Raw genomic sequence first — 17876 nt, 5'->3', positions numbered from 1 at the left:
GGGCGCGACCGCGACGGGCCGCTATGCTGCCCCGTCGTGGCGACGCGCGCACCCTCGCAGCTCCCGATCGACGAGGTCCTCGGCGACATCGTCGCGGCGCTGCAGCGCTCCCCGTGCGCGGTGATCGAGGCCCCGCCCGGGGCCGGCAAGACCACGCGCGTGCCGCTGGCGCTGCTGCAGGCCGGGCTGGCGGGCGGGCGCGAGATCCTGGTGCTGCAGCCGCGCCGCCTGGCCGCGCGCATGACCGCCGCCCGCGTGGCCGAGAGCCTCGGCGAGCCGCTCGGCGCGACCGTCGGCTACCAGGTCCGGTTCGAATCCGCGGTCGGCCCCGAGACGCGCCTCCGCTTCATCACCGAGGGCCTGCTCGGGCGCAAGCTGCACGCCGATCCCGAGCTGCGCGACGTCGGCGCGGTCGTGCTCGACGAGTTCCACGAGCGCCACATCGACGGCGACATGGGGCTCGCCCTGCTGCGCCAGCTGCAGCGCGGGGCCCGGCCGGACCTCAAGATCGTGGTCATGTCGGCGACCCTCGACGGCGCCGCGGTCGCGAATTACCTGTCCGAAGGGGCAGCCACGCCGTGCGCCCGGATCACCAGCGCCGGCCGCATGTACCCGGTGGCGATCGAGCACCTCGGCGAGCCGAACGAGCTCCACTCGGGGGTGCTGCGGGCCCTGGCCAAGCTGGTCGACGAGGGGCTCGACGGCGACGTCCTGGTGTTCCTGCCCGGGGCCCGCGAGATCGCCCGCGCCGCCGAGACCTGCGCCGGGTTCGCGGCCCACCACGGGATGCAGGTGCTCCCGCTCCACGGCGAGCTGCCGCCGGCCGAGCAGGACCTGGCCGTGCGGCCATGTCCCAAGAGGAAGCTGATCCTCAGCACCAACGTCGCCGAGACGTCGGTGACGATCGACGGGATCGCGGCGGTGATCGACGGCGGCCTGGCGCGGGTGGCCGCGCACGATCCGTGGACCGGCATCCCGACGCTGCAGCTCGCCAAGATCTCGCGCGCCTCGGCGGCCCAGCGGGCGGGGCGAGCCGGGCGCACGCGGGCGGGCCGGTGCCTGCGGCTGTACGCGCAGGTCGACCACGACCGCCGGCCGGAGCACACGCCGCCGGAGATCCACCGCGTCGACCTGGCGGGCGCGCTGCTCGACCTGCACGCGTTCGCGGTCGCCGACCCGGCCGGGTTCGCGTGGTTCGAGGCCCCGCCGACGGCGGCGCTGCAGGCCGGCGAGGCGCTGCTGCGGCGGCTCGGGACGATCGATCCCGCGGGCCGGGTCACCGCGCTGGGCCGGCGCATCCTGGCGTTCCCGCTCCACCCGCGGCTCGGACGGCTGCTGTGCGAGGGCATCGACCGCGGGGTGCCGGGGCTCGCCTGCGGCGCCGCGGCGCTGCTGTCGGAGCGATCGATCCGCCCGGCCGGCGCGCTCGCCTCGTGCGACGCCGACGCCGACGTCCTGGTCGACCTCGCCGACCTCGAGAAGCTGCGCCGCCGCGGCGACGAGCGCGGCCTGCTGGCCGGTCCGGCCCGCCGCGCGCTGCAGGTCCGCGACCAGCTGCTGCGCGCGCTGCCGCATGACTCACGGGACAGGTCCAAAGAGCTAGGTATCAAGGAACAGGAACGAGAGGACAGGCTGCGCATGGCCCTGCTGGCGGCCTTCCCCGAGCGGGTGGCGCAGGCGCGCGAGGACGTCGGGGGCTTCCGCGCGCTGGCGCTGGCCGGCGGCGGGGCGGCGCGGCTGGGGCCGGGGTCGGTGGTGCGCACTGCGCCGTGGCTTTTGGCGCTGGAGGTCGAGCAGCGGCGCGAGGCCGACCGCGGGGCGCAGGTGCTGGTGCGCAGCGCCTGCGCGATCGAGCCGGAGTGGCTGATCGACCAGCTGCTCGACGAGATCGAGGAGCGCGACGAGCTGCAGTGGAACGCGGCGCGCGAGCGGGTCGAGGGGGCGCGCGAGCTGCGGTACATGGGGCTCCTGCTCGAGCGCACGGTCCGCAAGCAGCTGCCGCCCGCGGCCAGCGAGCTGCTGCGCGCGCAGGCGCAGGCGGCCGGGCCGGAGCGGTTCGTCGGCGATGCCGAGGCGCTGCGCGGGTTGATGGCGCGCTCGGCGTTCGTGGCGGCGCACGTGCCGGGTGCGCCGGTGATCACCGAGGCGGTCGCGCGCGAGGTGCTGGCCGAGCTGTGCGAGGGGCGGTCGAGCTTCGCGGAGCTGCGCGCGGCCGACCTGTTCGGCCAGCTGCTGGGTCGCGTGGCCGGCGGCGGCGGGCTCGAGCGGCTGGCGCCGACACACGTGCAGCTGCCCGGGGGCCGCCGCGCTGCCGTCCACTACGAGCCCGACAAGCCGCCGTGGCTGGCGTCGCGCCTGCAAGATTTCTTCGGGATGAGCCGCGGGCCGCACATCGCCGGCGGCAAGGTCCCGCTGGTGCTCCACCTGCTGGCCCCCAACGGCCGCGCCGAGCAGGTCACCACCGACCTCGCCGGCTTCTGGGACCGCCACTACCCGGAGGTCCGCAAGGCGCTGATGCGCCGCTATCCCCGGCACTCGTGGCCGGAAGACCCACGCACCGCGGCGCCGCCGACGCCGCGGAGGTGATCGGACGAGCTGTCCTTCGAGACATGTGACAGGATGCACTGAGCGCGGCCTCGCCATCGACATGTCCTTCGAGACATGTCCGGAAGAACCCGTCATTCCCGCTTCGGGCCGGCGCGCGGAACTTTTTAAAAGGTGTCGGAACGGACATGTCTCTTCGGACTGCCGCGAGGCGCGCCGGCGCGCGCGCAGGTCCGAGGCTGGAGCGCTGGCGTCGGGCCTGCGGCGGACCGGGCCGGTGGTTCGCACCTCGCGCGGGCGGCGAACGAGCCGGCGCGGGCGCACGGCCAGGCGCGGAGGCGGCGGTCCTGGCGGGCGCGGCCTCCCGCGGGCCCGGGCGGCGTGCTACAAGCAAGCGTCGAGGGCTACCGCTCCCGCATGTTGACGCTCGCCTCCTTGCTCGCCGCCATGACCATCGCCGGCGCTTTTTGGGTCGGCATCCTCGCCGCCCGGCGGCTCCGCGACTGGGGCGACCGGCGGCAGCTCACCGAGGGCGATGGTCCGCATCCGCAGCTCGCCCTCGCCGCCGCCGCTTCCGTGTCGACCACTTCGGGATCGATCCCCGGCGACCCCGTGAGCCAGAAGATCCGCGCCCGCGTCGCCCAGCGCCTCCAGGGCCGCCTCCAGCCCGCGCCCGCGCCTCGCCTCGCGCCCGACACCCCCGACGGGCCCGAGCTCACCCTCACCGCGCTGCGCCAGGGCGACGTCGTCGTCGTCGAGACCGGCGACCCCAACCTCGACGGCGACTACCTGGTCGACGGCGTGGTCAACCTCAAGGAGGGCGCGACGGCCACCGTCATCGCGGTGATGACCGACGCCGACCGCCATCGTTGGCTGATCGGCTCGCCCGATCAGGAGCGGTGGTTGCTCGCCGAGCCGGTCCGCGGCCACGGCCTGTCCGGCGAGCCGCCGCGCCACATCCCGCACCAGGAGCACACCTACGCGCTCGAGCGGCGCGGCCAGGCCAGCGCCGCCGGCGTCGGCATGCACGGGCGCCCGGCGCTGCCGCGGGTGGCCACCTACGTCTACCGCGCTGCGGCCGACCGCGCGCTGTGGGTCGAGCGCTGGGGCGACCAGGTGCTGGTCGGCGCGGCCACGGCGATCCCGCAACACGCGGTGCAGTTCCTGCCGGGGTCGTGAGCGCTTGCCGGTCGCGCCCGCTCTGCGGTGGGTCCACCGCCCGCCGCCCGGCGCGCCGATCACCACGGTCACCGTCCTGCGCTTCCCGCCGGGCCAGCGGCTGTGGGCCTTCCAGCAGATGGGCCGCGCCCGCGCCCCGCTGGCCGCCATCCCGGGCCTTTCGTTCTGGCGCCTGTGCGGCAGCGGCGGCGGCCTCGGCTTCTCCGCCCGGCCCGACCTGTCGCGCTACGCCCTGGTCGCGACCTGGTCTTCGGAGCATGTCCTCGAGGACTTCTTCGCTCGCAGCCCGCTGTTCGCCGACTACTTCGCGCATGCCAGCGAGGCGTGGACGATCGCGCTGCTGACGGTGCGCGGTCGCGGCAGCTGGGGCGGTACCTGTCCGTTCGGACCTGTCCTTTCGGACCTTCCCGAAGGGCTACCCGTGGTCGCGATCACCCGCGCCCGCCTGCGCCTGCGCGGCTTCTTGAATTTCTGGGCCCGGGTGCCGGCGATCAACCGCCGCCTGGTCCGCGCGTCCGGCCTGCGGGCGGCGCTGGGGATCGGCGAGCTGCCGTGGATCCGCCCGGTCACGTTCAGCGTGTGGGACGACGCCGCGAGCCTCGAGCAGTTCGCGTGGGCCGGCTCGAACCACCAGGCAGCGGCCCGCGCGGCGCTGGCCCGGCGATGGTTCGCCGAGGACCTGTTCTTCCGCTTCGCCGCCGTCGCCGCGGCCGGCACGCTCGACGGCCGCGAGCCGGCGTTCGGCTTCACAGCGTCTTGAGGTACTCGAGCACCGCGCGGCGCTGCTCCGGCGTGAGGTGGTCGCCGAAGGTGTGGCCCGCGTTGCCGTGGGCCAGGTACGTCGTGTCGTAGATGAACTTGCGCTCGTCCTCGGGGGCGCCGATCTGGCCGTAGGGCAGCTCGACGAACGGCCAGCCGAGCGCGTCCTCGTCGAAGTGGGTCGAGTCGTAGTCGACGCGCTTCCAGTACTTGGGGCGCCTCGTGCTGTCGAGGACCAGCTCGATGGTCGGCACCGAGCCGTTGTGAAGGAACGGGCCGGTCGCCCACACGCCGTCGAGCGGCGGGGCCATGTAGCCGGGGAACGGCTCGCCGGGCTCCATGCGGGTGATCTGGCCGAACCAGCTCTCGTTGTACCAGTCGACCAGGTAGGGCGCGTACTGGGTGCCGGCCTCGGCCACCACCGGGTCGGTGCCGACGACGTCGAGCGGGAACAGCAGGTTGGGGTACGTGTCCTGCGCGTCGTCGTCGGCGTAGGTGCCGTGGCAGCCGGCGCAGTTGGCCAGGAACAGGCTCTCGCCCGCGCTCGCCAGCGCCGCGTCGATCGCCAGCGGGTACTTCGGCGCCTGCACCGAGCGGATGAACGCCTGGATGTGGTGGAAGTAGCCGTCGATCTGCTCGGCCTCCGCGACCGAGTCGGTGCACAGCGCGGAGGCCAGCATCATCGTGCCGCGGTGATCGCCGCGGGCCATGCCGTTGTAGAACAGCGCGTGCTTCTTCTTGGCCCGCCACCACGGCGGCGGGTCGGAGGCGACGACCATCTCGGGCAGCGGGTACTGCAGCTCGTCGTACCACTCGAGGGTGTGCCTGTCGCGGTGCGCCACCAGAGTCACGGCGATGATCTCGGCCGGGTTGGTGCCGACGGTGTGCATGACGGTCGCGGGGCCGAGCGCCTTGGTGCGGTTGAGGAAGCGGGTGAACTCCTCGAGGCCGGGGATCGGGATGTCGGGGATCCACACGTTGGCGAACATCTGGCTGATGTCGTCGGTGAAGTCGAAGTCGGCGGTGCCGAGGCCGACGATCAGCTGGCCGTTGAACGAGCCGGCGTGGCACTGCAGGCAGTTCTGGCTGACGATGTCGGCGCCGTTCTTGCTGTGGACGTTCCAGTGGTACGGGACCTCGGCGTTCTTGCCGGTGCGCCCGGGCAGCGGCGGCCGATCGGCCCAGCCGCCGATGAACGGCTTGACGAGCGGCCACAGGCCCCACGGGACCCCGCAAGACACGTAGCCCTTGGTGAGCAGCGCCTCGTAGCCGAGCGCGGGGTCGCCGTCCTTCTGCGGCTCGTCGGGGATGTACACGCCCTGGTCCCACGGGCCGGGACCGAAGCCGTCTTCGCCGGTGGTGCCGCTGCTGCTGGTGCCGTCGCCGGTGCCGTCGCCGGTGGTGGTCGGCGCGGACGCGCTGCCGCTGGCGTCGTCGCTCGTCTCGCTCGTCTCGCTCGCCTCGCTCGCGGCCCCCGAGCTCGGGTCCGCGGTCGCGCCCCCGGCGTCGCCGCTGGTGCCGTCGCTGGTGCCGCCCTGGGTGCTGCCGCCGGCGTCGCCGCAGGCCGCGAGGATGAGCGAGACCGAGAACACACCGGGGGCGCGCCAGGACATGCCACACCCTACGGCCGGGCCTCGCCGGTCGGCAAGTCCTCGCCCGCCCCCCGGCGCCGCGGTCCGCTATCCTGCGGGAACGATGAAGTTCGGCCCCTGGTACCCGCTGTCCGAGGCGGCGGACCGTTTGCCCGCCGCGCCGGGCGTGCTGCAGGTCCGCGTGCGCGAGGGCCTCGTCCGCTACCCGCGGGGCAAGAGCGCGATGATCCACTACGCGGGCGCCGCCGACGTCGCCGCGCTGGCGGCCGCCCTGGCCGCCCGCTTCCCCGACGCGCCGTGGCTGGGCCGCGCCAGCGTCGGCCCGTGCCTCGACCCCACGGCCGCGGCCGCCGGCCTGCTGGCCGACTTCGACCAGCGCTTCGGGGCATGTCCGAAAGTACCTGGCCCCGAGGACATGTCCTGACGTTAACCTCGGAACCTCGTTCGCGCGCCCGGGACCGCGCCTGTCGCCGCCTGTCCGACCTCGTCGCACCGTGGGGCTGCGGGGCCGCGGGCGGGGAATCCGCGCGGGCTTGACCCGGGGGGCCCCGGGTCCGATAGTCCTGGAACGACGCCGCGTGGGCCGGTCCAACGCGCGGATGCTCCCCCTTCGAGGTCGACCGTGAAATCACCGATCCTGTCCCTCTCGTTCCTCCTCGCCCTCGCCGGCTGCGACGCCGCCATCATCGCCAACCAGCGCGCGGCCGCCGAGGCCGAGGCCGAGGCCGACGTGGCGGTCAAGGCCGAGGCCGGCGGCGAGGCCGTGGTGGCCGGCGAGGCCGTGCCGGCCAAGAATGGCGACGCCAAGGTCGTCGCCGACGTCGACGTCAAGGTCGAGCTCAAGCCCGAAGCCCTCGACCTCGAGACCGTCACGTACCTGGTCAAGAAGGGCAAGGTCAAGGACGCCGACGCGCTCGAGAAGAAGCTCAACAACCCGAAAGAGAAGCTGCACAGCATCGACATCGACGGCGACGGCAAGCTCGACAAGATCCAGATCGTCGAGGTCAAGCAGGGCGACACCATCATCTTCGAGCTGCACGCGTTCCCGTCGGGCAAAAAGGACAAGGACAACTTCGTGATCGTCGGCTACGTGAACTTCACGGCCGACAAGACCACCAACGTCCTGGTCGTGAAGGCCACCTACGCGCCCTGCTTCATCGGCTACGACACGATCGTGTACGACTACAACGTGCCGATCGTGGTCAAGAACGACGTGGTGGTCGTCACCGGCGGGGTCGGCTTCTACGGCTGGCTGTACGCGCCGCGCCCGGCCTACGTCGGGGTGATCGTGTGGGACGCGCCGACGGTCGTCATCGACGTCCACCACGACGGTTGCTGGCCGCCCGGCCACTGCAAGCACCACCACAAGCACAAGCACAAGCACAAGGGCAAGGGCAAGGGCAAGCACTGGCACTGACGGGCCGGGCCCGCGCGGCCGGGGGCGGGCGTCGACGCTCGCCCGGGCGACCGCGCGAGCCCCGGAGTCGGCGCTGCTTCGACCTGTCTTTCGGGTCTAGTCGAGGCCGCGCGCCCCGGGAGAAGCCCCGGGGTCGCCACGGCCGCGGGCGTCTGGTACCGTCACGCGGCCCTTGACGACCCCGAACCAGCCCACCGCGCGCCTCGGCGACCGCAGCCTGTTCCCCGACCTGCAGCCGCGGGTGTACCTCAACCACGCCGCGGTGTCGCCGTGGTCGGTGCCGGTGCAGGCGGCCGTGGCGGAGGTGTCGGCCGACTACGCCCGCCGCGGCGCGGGCGTGGTCCCGACGTGGATTCAGCAGCGCGCCCGCCTGCGCGGGGCGATCGCCGGCCTCATCGGCGCCGAGCCGACCGACATCGCGCTGATCAACAACACCACCCGCGGTATCACGGATGTCGCTTTGTGCCTGTCCTGGAGGCCAGGTGAGCGCGTGCTGCTGTTCCAGGGCGAGTTCCCGGCCAACGTCACCCCGTGGCAGCAGGCGGCCGAGATGTTCGGTCTGTCGGTCGAGATGCTGCCGCTCGCCGACTTCGCCCGCTCGCCGGCCGACGGCCTCGCCGCCCTGCAGGTCGCCCTCGCCGCCGGCGGCGTCCGCCTGGTCGCCGTGTCGGCGGTGCAGTTCCAGAGCGGCCTGCGCATGCCGCTCGCGGCCATGGCCGACGCCTGTCACGCCGTCGGCGCCGAGCTGTTCGTCGACGGCATCCAGGCTGTCGGCGCCGTGCCGCTCGACGTCCGCGAGGCCCGCATCGACTACCTCAGCACCGGCGGTCACAAGTGGCTCATGGGCTGCGAGGGCCTCGGCTTCCTCTACGTCCGGCCCGAGCGGCTGGCCGAGCTGCGCCCGCGCGTGGCCGGCTGGTTGAGCCATGAAGGTGGCCTTCGGTTCCTGCTCGAAGGGGCAGGTCACTTGCGCTACGACCGGCCGATCCGCCGCAGCGTCGACTTCATCGAGGGCGGCGCCGCCAACACCGTCGGCTGCGCCGCGCTCGAGGCGTCGATCGGCCTCATCGCCCAGCTCGGGCCGGCGGCGGTGTGGGCCCACGTGCAGGCCTACCTCGACGTGCTCGAGGCCGGCCTCATCGCCCGCGGCTTCGTCAGCCTGCGCTCGCGCGACCCGGCGGCGCGCTCGTGCATCCTCAGCGTCCTGCCGCCGAACCCCGGCGACGTGCTCGGCCTCCAGCGCGAGCTCGCCGAGCGCAGCGTCGCCTGCTCCACCCCCGACGGCCTGCTGCGGTTCTCGCCGCACTGGCCCAACCACCCCGACGAGGTGCCGCTCGTGCTCGACGCCGTCGACGGCGCGCTCGGCCACGGATAAGGAAGTTCGAGCCATGGACCGCCAGCGGCCCCGCACCACCAGCGACGAGATCGACCTCTACATCCGCACCTATTACTCGCTGCTGCGCAGCTCCGGTGAGGTGTGGGTGCGCGCGTTCGAGGAGGCGCACGCGTTCAGCGACTCGAGCCTGCACCCGGGGGCGCGCACGGGCGTGCCCGACGTCGCCGCGTTCGCCTACAGCGCCGCGCGCCTGCCGGCCTGCATGCCGCAGGTGCAGAAGATCGTGCTCGGCCAGTCGCACGAGACCTTCGAGGCCAACGGCTTCGACGTCAGCGCGTGGCAGCGGGTCCAGACCCGCGGGCGCCGCCGGCCGCTGCGCTTCGACGGGGCGAGGACGCTGTGCGCGTTCATCTCGAGCACCAGCGACATCGACGACCTGGTCCCGATCGTCACGACCTACCAGATCGTGTGGAACCAGATGCACGCCCTGCTCGGCAACGCGGAGCTCGGCCGGCGCCTGCGCGAGGACGACACGCTCACCGCCGATGAGGTCGACCACGCCGAGCTCGCGCGCGTGCTCGACCTCGACCCCGACGGCGTGCGCACCCTGATCGCCGCGCTCGACTCCGGCTGGTTCGCGGCCCTGCGGACGATCGCCCAGAGCCCGTGCGACCTGTCGATGCGGGTGCTGACGGGCTCCTATTCGCAGTACCAGCGCTCGGTCCAGCGCTGGTGGTCGGGCATCGAGCCGAGCCTGGTCCGCGAGCGCAAGCCGCGGCGCCCGCCGATCTACTTCGTCTCGTCGAACACGCACTCGCTGCTCAACCTCGTCGGCGGCTACGCCCGCCAGCACCGCGAGGCGATCCTCGACTTCGCCCGCCGCCGCAACCCCGAGGACCTGGCGAGCCACTTCAGCCGCGCGCTCGAGGGCGGCGACGAGGCCGAGGTCAACAACCTCAGCTACTACCTGCTGCGCGCGTTCCTCCACCAAGATCCGTCCCGTCTGGCCGAGGTCCAGCAGTTCGAGGCCGAGGCCGGCGTCACCTCGATCGACGTGCCGGGCAAGATCGACGTCAACGCCCAGATCTTCGACCTCTCGCAGGTCCGGCCCGAGCGCCTCGACCCGCGCGTGCGCGTGCCCGACCTGCACCTGCTCGCCCGCAGCGACGCGGTGATCCTCAACATCGACTACCCGCTCGGCATGGCGGCGTACCACCACCTGTCGCGCGCGGGCCAGGGCTCCAACGAGATCCGCGGCGTCTACGTGATGGGCAAGGCCGCGACCCTCAACGGCCGCGTCGGCGACGTCATGATCTCGTCGGTCGTCCAGGACGAGCACTCGCGCAACACCTACCTGTTCCGCAACAGCTTCGTCGCCGCCGACGTCCAGCCCTACATCCGCGTCGGCACCGTGCTCGACAACCAAAAGGCGCTGACCGTCCGCGGCGCTTTCTTGCAGAACCGCGAGTACATGAGCGTGTTCTACCGCGAGGGCTACACGGTGCTCGAGATGGAGGCGGGGCCGTACCTGTCGGCGGTGTACGAGCTGTGCAACCCGCAGCGCCACCCGAACGACGAGATCGTCCACCTCTCCAACTCGGTGGGCTTCGACGTCGGGGTGCTTCACTACGCGTCCGACACGCCGTACTCGCGGCGCCAGAGCCTGCTGTCGAAGAGCCTGTCGTACTTCGGGGTCGAGAGCACCTCGGCGTGCGCCACCGCGATCGTGCGCCGGATCTTCGCCGCCGAGATCGCGCGCCTGCGCGCGGAAGAGGAGAGTACGTGATGCAGCTGCCCGACCTCGATCGCGACGCCGACCCGTGGACCCTCGCCGGCTCGGCCCTGGCGCCAGAGGCGGGCCCGCGCGCGCGCATCGAGCTCGCGCTGCACACCGCGCTGACCGCCCCGTCGCCGGGCAACTGCCAGCCGTGGCGGTGGTTCGCCGGCGGCGAGGTGATCGAGCTGTACCGCGACCCGGCGCGCGCGTCGGCCGGCGCCGACCCCGACGGCCAGGCGACGGCGCTGGCCTGCGGCGCGGGGCTCGGGGCCCTGCGCGTGGCCCTGCGCGCGCTCGGGCTGGCGGAGCAGACGGTGCTGCTGCCCGGCGGTCACCCCGACCTGCTCGCGCGTGTGGCCGTCGGCGGCCGCGCCAGCCCGCTGCCCGAGGAGCAGTGGCTGTACCAGGCGGCGCCGAAGCGCCGCACTTTCCGCGCAGTGATGGCCCACGGGCCGCTGTCGCGGGCGCTGTCGAAGCGCCTCGGGGCCATGGTCGATGGGACAGGTGCGGAGTTACATGTCGTCGAGGACATGGCCCGAAAGCAAGTCATCGGCGCGGCCGTCGAGGCGGCCATCGCCGGCGAGCCGAGCGCCCGGGCCGCCGCCCGCGCGGCCGCCGGGGAAGCCGGGGTCAGCTTCGAGGGGCCCGACGGGGCCGAGGCCCGCGGCCCGGCGATCGCCGACGGGGCGCCGGTCTTCGTGATCGTCACCACCGCCGCCGACGAGCCGGCCGAGTGGCTGCGCGCCGGCCAGGCGCTCATGCGCGTGCTGCTGCGCGCCCGCGTCGACCACGCGTGGGGCAGCTTCCTCCACCTGCCGCTGGCCGAGGCCGCCGGCCGCAAGCAGCTGGCGCGCCTGGTCGGCGCGACCGGCCACGCTCAAGCCCTGGCCCGCCTCGGCGGCGGCGCCGACAGCCCGCCGACGCCGCGCCGGCCGCTGTCCGAAGTGCTGCTGGCGCAGCGGCCGAGCTGAGGCTGTCCGAAGGGACAGATGATGCGTCCGGCGCGACGCTGTCGGTGGGCTTCGCCGACGACGCGTTCGCGTGTCCGTGAGACCGAGTCCGCGCTCACAGGCGTGGGACGAGCGAGTTGCCCGCCCGCGCGGAGCATGTGTTTTTATGACTGCTCCATGAGCGACGAATCTCAGTCCATCGCCGCCGCGATCGAGCAGCAGAACAAGCTTCTTCAGCAGATCGCGGCCGATCTCTCCGCCATCCGAAAGATCGTCGAGCGCTCCGAGCCCTCGGCCGGGGACGCCCTGCAAGGCGGATTGACGATCCTCGAGCCGGGCAGCTCGACGCCGATCGCCGAGCCGGAGGTTCGTGCCGGGGGCCACAAAGTCGGGGCCGCCCTCGAGCTCGAGCAGTAGCGAGTGCGCCGCGGCGTGGCGCGACACGCGAAGAGCCCGCCGGCATGCGCCCGACTCGAACTGTCCGAAAGAACAGGTGGCAACGGTCGGGGCCGCCCGGCTTTACTTTAAAAGTTGTTCGAGAGGACGGGCGCTGCGCAGGCGTGGGCGCGGATCTGCCACGCCGGGTCTGTCGCGCCTTCCCTCGCGCGACCACGGCCGGGCGTGGGCGGCGCGCGGCCCGTCGCGGGCGCGGTGTCATGCTCGAGAGCCGTGCGCGTGCCCGTGCGAGCCCTGGCCGCGGCGGCCGTGCTGGCGGCCGGGGATGCGCGCGCGGCGGCGCCGGTGCGGGTCGAGTTCCACTTTCAGCCGGTGCCCGAGGCGCAGGTGGCGATCTGGCTCGAAGACCAGGCGGGCCGGCACGTGGCGGACGCGCTGGTCACCCAGGCCACGGGGAAGCTGGGGATCGCCAACCGACCGGGCCACTGGAATTTCTTGTCGAGCTGGCGCGCGCCGTACGGTCCGCGGGTCTCGGTGCTGCCGGTCTGGGCCCACCGACGCGGCAAGTCCTACCCGCGCGTGGTGTTCTACGACGACCCCGGCGACCAGGACTCGCTCGGCTGGCACGAGAACACCAGCAGCCCCGAGAACTACTTCTGCCGCCCGCTCGAGGAGTGGGAGCAGGAGATGGTCGCGGTCGATACCAAGACCTGCCCGTCGCCCAAGAGTTTTAAGACGGACAAGGGGGCGTTCGCGGCGGCGGGGACGACCAGCGTGTATCCGCCGCGCAACGACCTGCTCCACCGCGACGACCTCGACTCGGAGGACGTGGGCGTGTTCGCGGCTCTCAACGACCTCGACGCGGTGACTGCGGCGACCCCGAGCGGCGAGGGGCCCGAGTTCGTGGTGATGGTGCTGAGCCCGGAGGTGCTGGCGCACGGCCGGCTGACCGCGTTCGTCGAGATCAACCGCGAGCACGACGAGAACAGCCACTGGGACTTCGACCGCGAGACCGATCACTTCGTCGACCCGCGGCTGTCTCGCTACGGCATCGAGTACCTCGGCCAGCCGTCAGTGGTGTACCGCGTCGAGTTCGATCCGCTGCGGCGCGGGTTCCACGGCACCGCCGAGTACGCCGGCTACGGCGACTGGGACGGCGCCACGGGCACGCTGCACCCGCCGGACGCGACGATCAGCGAATCCGACGGCAGCGGCGCCGACCGGCTGCGGGTGGTGACGCTCAACGGCGATGCGTTCCGCTGGGGCGTGTTTTCATACGGCGACGGCCGTGATCCCGACCCGGGCGACGGCTGGGGGCACCACTGCACGCCGCGCGTGCTGGCGCCGGTGACGGGCCTGGCGGCGCGGTCGGTGGCCTTCGACGAGATCGAGCTGAATTTTGAAATTCCCGCGCAGGGCGACCCGACGTTCGAGCTGGCCGACGTGCGGGTGTATCAGATCACCGGCGACCAGCCGCTCACGCCGGACATGCTCGGCTCGGCCCAGGAGATCCCCGTGGCCCTCGATTCGCTGGCGCCGCCGGGCCAGCACAGCACCGTGACGGTGCGCGAGCTGTGGGGCGACTACACGTACCAGTTCGGGGTGGTCTACACCGACGGCTGCGCGCAGCGCAGCGCGTTGGCGACGCTCGGCTTCACGACCGAGCCGCAGCGGTTCCAGACGGTCGAGGGCTTCTGCTTCCTCGCCACCGCCGCTTACGGCGCCCCCTGGACGGCTCAGGTGGCAGCCCTGCGAGCCTTCCGCGACTTTTTTTTAAAAGAGTCGGCGACGGGGGTGGACTTGATCCGCTTCTACTACGCCCACAGCCCGCCGCTGGCGGCGGCGGTGGCTAGCGAGCCCGTGCTCGGGGGGCTGGCGCGCGTGGTGCTGCAGCCGTTCGCGGACGCGGGGGCGGTGGTGACGTGGGCGAAGGGCCGCGGGTTGGGCGACTCGGGTCGCTGAAGGCCATCCTGCCGGGCAGCGGGCCGACGCGGGTCGGCGGTCCGGGTCGCTGTCGGCGGGCCGGACTCATCCCGGTCGGCCAGCGGCGCGAGGCTTTGCGGAGCCATTGCCGAAAGGGCGCGCGGTCGATTTCGTGCCCTATTCGCGGCTTCGGCGCCTCCGGCGCCGCTACCTCTGCCCTTCGCTGCGGGAGCTCAGCCCAGGCGGTCGACGGCGGCGGATTTGCGGCGGATCCAGTCATTTTCGGGGCGGCCTTCGGCGGCCCCGGAGCGCGTGCCGGGCCGGCGAGCGATCGATGATTCGTCCAAGGTTCTGTTTGTGGACCGATCGTCGAAAATAATTCGAATCCGATCACGAGCGATCAAAAGACCAATTCGCGCTCGATGGATGCTCGAATTCGCTCGCGGAGAGTGGGCCCTCGGAGCCAGCGCAGGCCGGGGAGGGGAGAGCGGGCCCCGAGCAGCAGCCGGGGACCCCCCGGGATGCCTGAAAGACGGTTTACTGGCAGTCAGGGCCCACGCGGGGCTCGACTGAGTCCTCGGCGAGCACGGCTCACCGGGGCTTCGGGCTCTCCAGCCCGCGCGGCTCGCTTCCCGGCCGGCGGCATTTTCGACCGGCGGTCGAAAAATCATCCGCGCGTTGGAGAGGCCGCCTGGATCGCCGCGAGCCGGCGCAGCAGGTCGGGCTGGACGCCCAGCGCCGCGCAGCGGGCCTGGAGCGGCTCGAGACGCCAGCGGTGCGGCTCCACGGGCGCGCGCGGGTGCCGGCGGTGGCCCTTGATCAGCAGGTTCTTCGGGGTGTGCTCGCCGCCGACGAACTCGAGCACCGTCACGTCGTAGCCACACGCCTCGAGGGCGGCGACCCGGAGGCTGTCCGTCAGGACATCGGCGTAGGCGCGCCGCAGCAGGCCGTGGTCGACCATCGCTGCCAGGGGCTGGGCGGTCGCGGCGGCGCGGGCCAGCTGAGCGGCCAGCTCGGCCTGGCAGCACGGCACGCTGAGCAGGGCCGGCACGCCGAGCTCGATCGCCAGGGCGATCGCCTCGTCGGTCGCCGTGTCGCAGGCGTGCAGCGCGAGCACCAGGTCGGGCACGCCCCCGAGCCGGGTCGGAGCGGTCCGCGCCGCGCCGGCGATGTCGGCCTGCGCGAACGACAACCCGACTACCGACTCGCCGACGAGCCCGGGCGCCTGTCCGTCCGCACCAGGCTCGGTCGCTTCGCCGGCGAGGCGGGTGGCACGACTTGCGCCGGGCGCCCCGCCTCTCTCGGTCTCGGCTCCGGCGGCTCCGGGCTCGGTCGCTTCCTCGGAGGGAGTGAGGCGGGCGGCAGGCTCTTCGCGGGCGGCACCTCGGGCGACCGCGGCTCCGGGCGCGGTCGCTTCCTCGGACGGCGCGAGGCGGGCGGCACGATCTTCGCGAGCGGCAGCTCGAGCGACCGCGGCTCCGGTCGCTTCCTCGGACGAAGCGAGGCGGACGGCACGATCCTCGCGGGCGCCGTCCCGGGCGACCTCGGCCCCAGGCGCAGCCTCTTCGAGCGCTGCGAGGCCGAGGGCGCGGGCCCGGTCGATGCTGCGGGCGACCACGTCGGCGCGCACGTCGACGCCGTGCAGTCGCAGCGGCACGCCGCGCAGGCGCAGGACCTCGGCGAGCACGAAGCTCAGGTAGGCGTTGCCGCACGCGAGGTCGAGCGCGCGCAGCGGCGCCGCCGGACTGATGGAGCGCGTGGCTGCCAGGCGATCGATCACCGGCTCGCACAGCGTCGCCAGGTGGCAGATCTGCTTGTACTTGCGGGCGTGCGTCGCCGAGATGCTGCCGTCGGCGTTCATGATCCCGATCTCGCGCAGCAGCGCCGCGCTGGTGTCGGGTCGCAGCGCGCGCTCCTTGCCGCCCATGACCTTGAGCGCGGTGTCCTCGTCGAGGGTGCGCGTGGTGGCGCGGCCGTGGCGCGCGTCGACCTGCACGCGCCGACGCGCATCGAGCACGAGGGTCTGCTTCCACAAGCCGGCCCCGGCGGCCTCGGCGGCGGCGGCGAGCAGCGCGTCGACCTGCGCCGCGCTCGGCGCGACACCGACGCCCGGCCCGGCGAGCACTCGCTCCGCGCGCGCGTTGCCATCCTCGGTCTGCGGCGCGGCGAAGACCGCCCGCTCCCATCCGTGCGCGAGGTGAGGCTTGAGCGCACGCTGCAGCCGCTGAAGCTTGCCTTTGTCGAGCAAGAGGCGGACAGGGGTAGCAAAGACGTGTGCGCGACGCCAGGCTCCCTCGGCGCGCCGGACCGCGAGTTTGCGCCCCGGAGATCGCTTCGCCGTCGCTGCGGCGATGTCGTGCGAGTGATGCTCTGCGCCCCGTCGAGGGCGATCGCCGACGATCTGCTGCAGCGCGAGCGAGGCCGAAGGCACGACGCGCGGCCGTCCTCGCAGACACGATCGCCGTGGCGATCTCTCGACCCGCATCCATCGGCGCTCGGCCGCATCATCGACGCCCGCTGGAGCGCCGGCGAGGCGCTCATTCTTTAAAAAGAAAAATCGACGGTGCCTGCGCCCCGCGGCGGCGAGTTGCGGGCCTCGCGGGCCTGGGGCATCGTGCGCGCCGTGAACAGCCCGCACGCCCTGCTGCTCGAGAACATCCACACCACAGCGCACGAGGAGTTCGCCCGGCGCGGCGTCGTCGTCCACGCGGTGCCCGGGGCGCTGGGCGAGGCGCAGCTGATCGAGGCGTTGCGGGCGCTGCCGCAGGACGGCCCGCTGATCCTGGGGATCCGCAGCAAGACGCGGGTGCCGGCGGGGGTGTTCGCCGCGGTGCCGCAGCTCGAGGCGGTCGGCGCTTTTTGTATCGGCACCGACCAGATCGAGCTGGCCGCCGCGCAGGCCAGCGGGGTCGCGGTGTTCAACGCGCCGTTCAGCAACACCCGCTCGGTCGCCGAGCTGGTGCTCGGCGAGGTGATCATGCTGGCGCGCCAGACCTTCGCCCGCAGCGCGGCCTGCCACCGCGGTCTGTGGCACAAGAGCGCCGAGGGCAGCCACGAGGTCCGCGGCAAGACGCTCGGGATCGTCGGCTACGGCCACATCGGCAGCCAGCTCAGCGTGCTCGCCGAGTCGCTGGGCATGAAGGTCCGCTACTACGACGTTCTCTCCAAATTGCCGCTCGGCAACGCCCAGCCGTGCGTCAGCCTGATCGAGCTGCTGTCGCTCAGCGACTTCGTCAGCCTGCACGTGCCGGACACCGAGCACACGCGCGGCATGATCGGCAGCGACGAGATCGCGGCGATGCGGCGCGGCGCGGCGCTGATCAACGCCTCGCGCGGCGGCGTGGTCGACATCGACGCGCTGCGCGACGCGCTGGTGGCCGGTCACCTCGGCGGGGCGGCGATCGACGTGTTCCCCAGCGAGCCGTCGCGCGTCGGCGACGTGTTCGACAGCCCGCTGCGCGGCCTCGACAGCGTGATCTTGACGCCCCACATCGGCGGCTCGACCGAGGAGGCGCAGGCCAGCATCGGCCGCGAGGTCGCGGTCTCGCTGTCGCACTTCCTCGACACCGGCGCCACCCTCGGCGGCGTCACCCTGCCGCTGCTCGACGCCGGCCCCGTGCGCTCCGGCAGCCGGATCGTCAACGTCCACCGCAACGTCCCCGGCGTGCTCTCGAAGATCAACCGCGTGCTCGGCGACTCGCAGGTCAACATCACCGGCCAGAGCCTGGCGACTGTCGCCTCGATCGGCCTGCTGCTGGTCGACGTCCCGCTGGGCCACGGCGACCCGCAGCTCCACGAATTGGTGCAGGCGATCACCGCCTTGCCGGTCAGCCTGCGCACCCGCGTGGCGCGACAGAGCGCGGCCTGACCGGGTCGCGCGAGCGAAGGGCCGCGCAATCACTTCGACTATGCGGGGGTGTACGACAACCGCCTCCGCGCGAGCTCGCAGGGCGCTTCGCCCGACGTGAGCCCTTGGCGCCGAGCCGGTGGGCGGCGTTCAGCG

At 73.0% G+C, this 17876-nt stretch carries 14 protein-coding genes; 12 read left to right on the top strand and 2 right to left on the bottom strand.

Translation table 11 applies throughout. From position 1 onward, the window contains the following. Nucleotides 1-36 precede the first annotated feature (36 nt). The 3 genes from hrpB (at nt 37) to OV090_RS46735 (ending at nt 4483) form a co-directional block, all read left to right on the top strand. Nucleotides 37-2586: an ATP-dependent helicase HrpB gene (gene hrpB / locus OV090_RS46745; RefSeq protein ID WP_267711555.1), complete on the top strand. Its 2550-nt coding sequence runs from the start codon at nt 37-39 to the stop codon at nt 2584-2586. Nucleotides 2587-2961: 375 nt separating this feature from the next. Further along, entirely contained in the window at nt 2962-3723 is a 762-nt protein-coding gene (locus OV090_RS46740) for a DUF4178 domain-containing protein (protein WP_267711554.1), read from the top strand. Nucleotides 3724-3727: 4 nt separating this feature from the next. Then, nucleotides 3728-4483 carry a hypothetical protein gene (locus OV090_RS46735; RefSeq protein WP_267711553.1) on the top strand — a complete coding sequence of 252 codons (756 nt, stop codon included), beginning with the start codon at nt 3728-3730 and terminating at the stop codon, nt 4481-4483. On the opposite strand, the gene OV090_RS46730 is transcribed toward OV090_RS46735, so the two are convergent. Beyond that, complete coding sequence (locus OV090_RS46730; protein WP_267711552.1) at nt 4470-6095, bottom strand: hypothetical protein; 1626 nt, start codon at nt 6093-6095, stop codon at nt 4470-4472. The two genes, OV090_RS46735 and OV090_RS46730, sit on opposite strands and share 14 nt — an antisense overlap. Nucleotides 6096-6177: 82 nt before the next feature. Here OV090_RS46730 and OV090_RS46725 point away from each other — a divergent pair, with 82 nt between their 5' ends. The 7 genes from OV090_RS46725 (at nt 6178) to OV090_RS46695 (ending at nt 13912) form a co-directional block, all read left to right on the top strand. Further along, nucleotides 6178-6498 carry a hypothetical protein gene (locus tag OV090_RS46725; RefSeq protein ID WP_267711551.1) on the top strand — a complete coding sequence of 107 codons (321 nt, stop codon included), beginning with the start codon at nt 6178-6180 and terminating at the stop codon, nt 6496-6498. A gap of 198 nt (nt 6499-6696) precedes the next feature. Next, the gene (locus OV090_RS46720) at nt 6697-7491 is read left to right on the top strand and encodes a hypothetical protein (protein ID WP_267711550.1); all 795 of its coding nucleotides are present in this window, start codon (nt 6697-6699) and stop codon (nt 7489-7491) included. 172 nt (nt 7492-7663) lie between these two features. Beyond that, complete coding sequence (locus tag OV090_RS46715) at nt 7664-8866, top strand: aminotransferase class V-fold PLP-dependent enzyme (RefSeq protein ID WP_267711549.1); 1203 nt, start codon at nt 7664-7666, stop codon at nt 8864-8866. 13 nt (nt 8867-8879) lie between these two features. Further along, entirely contained in the window at nt 8880-10613 is a 1734-nt protein-coding gene (locus OV090_RS46710) for a hypothetical protein (protein WP_267711548.1), read from the top strand. After that, a complete protein-coding gene (locus OV090_RS46705; protein ID WP_267711547.1) occupies nt 10613-11575 on the top strand; it encodes a hypothetical protein in 963 nt (320 codons plus the stop codon). Before OV090_RS46710 ends, OV090_RS46705 begins: the two co-directional genes overlap by 1 nt. A gap of 156 nt (nt 11576-11731) precedes the next feature. Continuing rightward, nucleotides 11732-11971, top strand: coding sequence for a hypothetical protein (locus tag OV090_RS46700; RefSeq protein ID WP_267711546.1), 240 nt, complete (start codon nt 11732-11734; stop codon nt 11969-11971). Nucleotides 11972-12229: 258 nt separating this feature from the next. Continuing rightward, nucleotides 12230-13912, top strand: coding sequence for a CFI-box-CTERM domain-containing protein (locus OV090_RS46695; RefSeq protein ID WP_267711545.1), 1683 nt, complete (start codon nt 12230-12232; stop codon nt 13910-13912). A 628-nt stretch (nt 13913-14540) separates the two neighbouring features. Here the strand turns inward: OV090_RS46695 and OV090_RS46690 are convergent. Continuing rightward, nucleotides 14541-15890, bottom strand: coding sequence for a methyltransferase (locus tag OV090_RS46690; RefSeq protein WP_267711544.1), 1350 nt, complete (start codon nt 15888-15890; stop codon nt 14541-14543). Between OV090_RS46690 and OV090_RS46685 the strand changes: the two genes are divergently transcribed. Beyond that, nucleotides 15849-16421, top strand: a complete 573-nt coding sequence (locus OV090_RS46685; RefSeq protein WP_267711543.1) for a hypothetical protein — start codon at nt 15849-15851, stop codon at nt 16419-16421. The genes OV090_RS46690 and OV090_RS46685 overlap by 42 nt on opposite strands. Before the next feature lie 15 nt (nt 16422-16436). After that, a complete protein-coding gene (serA, locus tag OV090_RS46680) occupies nt 16437-17741 on the top strand; it encodes a phosphoglycerate dehydrogenase (protein WP_267711542.1) in 1305 nt (434 codons plus the stop codon). Nucleotides 17742-17876 lie beyond the last annotated feature (135 nt).

Origin of the sequence: Nannocystis sp. RBIL2, from assembly GCF_026626745.1 — a bacterium.
Lineage (GTDB): Bacteria > Myxococcota_A > Polyangia > Nannocystales > Nannocystaceae > Nannocystis.
Note: the sequence above shows the minus strand (reverse complement) of the source record. Positions and strands in the feature narration are given on the sequence as shown.

Coding starts and splice junctions, on each gene's coding strand:
- OV090_RS46740 (WP_267711554.1), top strand. CDS start 2,962: ATGTTGACGCTCGCCTCCTTGCTCGCCGCCATGACCATCGCCGGCGCT.
- OV090_RS46730 (WP_267711552.1), bottom strand. CDS start 6,095: ATGTCCTGGCGCGCCCCCGGTGTGTTCTCGGTCTCGCTCATCCTCGCG.
- OV090_RS46725 (WP_267711551.1), top strand. CDS start 6,178: ATGAAGTTCGGCCCCTGGTACCCGCTGTCCGAGGCGGCGGACCGTTTG.
- OV090_RS46710 (WP_267711548.1), top strand. CDS start 8,880: ATGGACCGCCAGCGGCCCCGCACCACCAGCGACGAGATCGACCTCTAC.
- OV090_RS46705 (WP_267711547.1), top strand. CDS start 10,613: ATGCAGCTGCCCGACCTCGATCGCGACGCCGACCCGTGGACCCTCGCC.
- OV090_RS46700 (WP_267711546.1), top strand. CDS start 11,732: ATGAGCGACGAATCTCAGTCCATCGCCGCCGCGATCGAGCAGCAGAAC.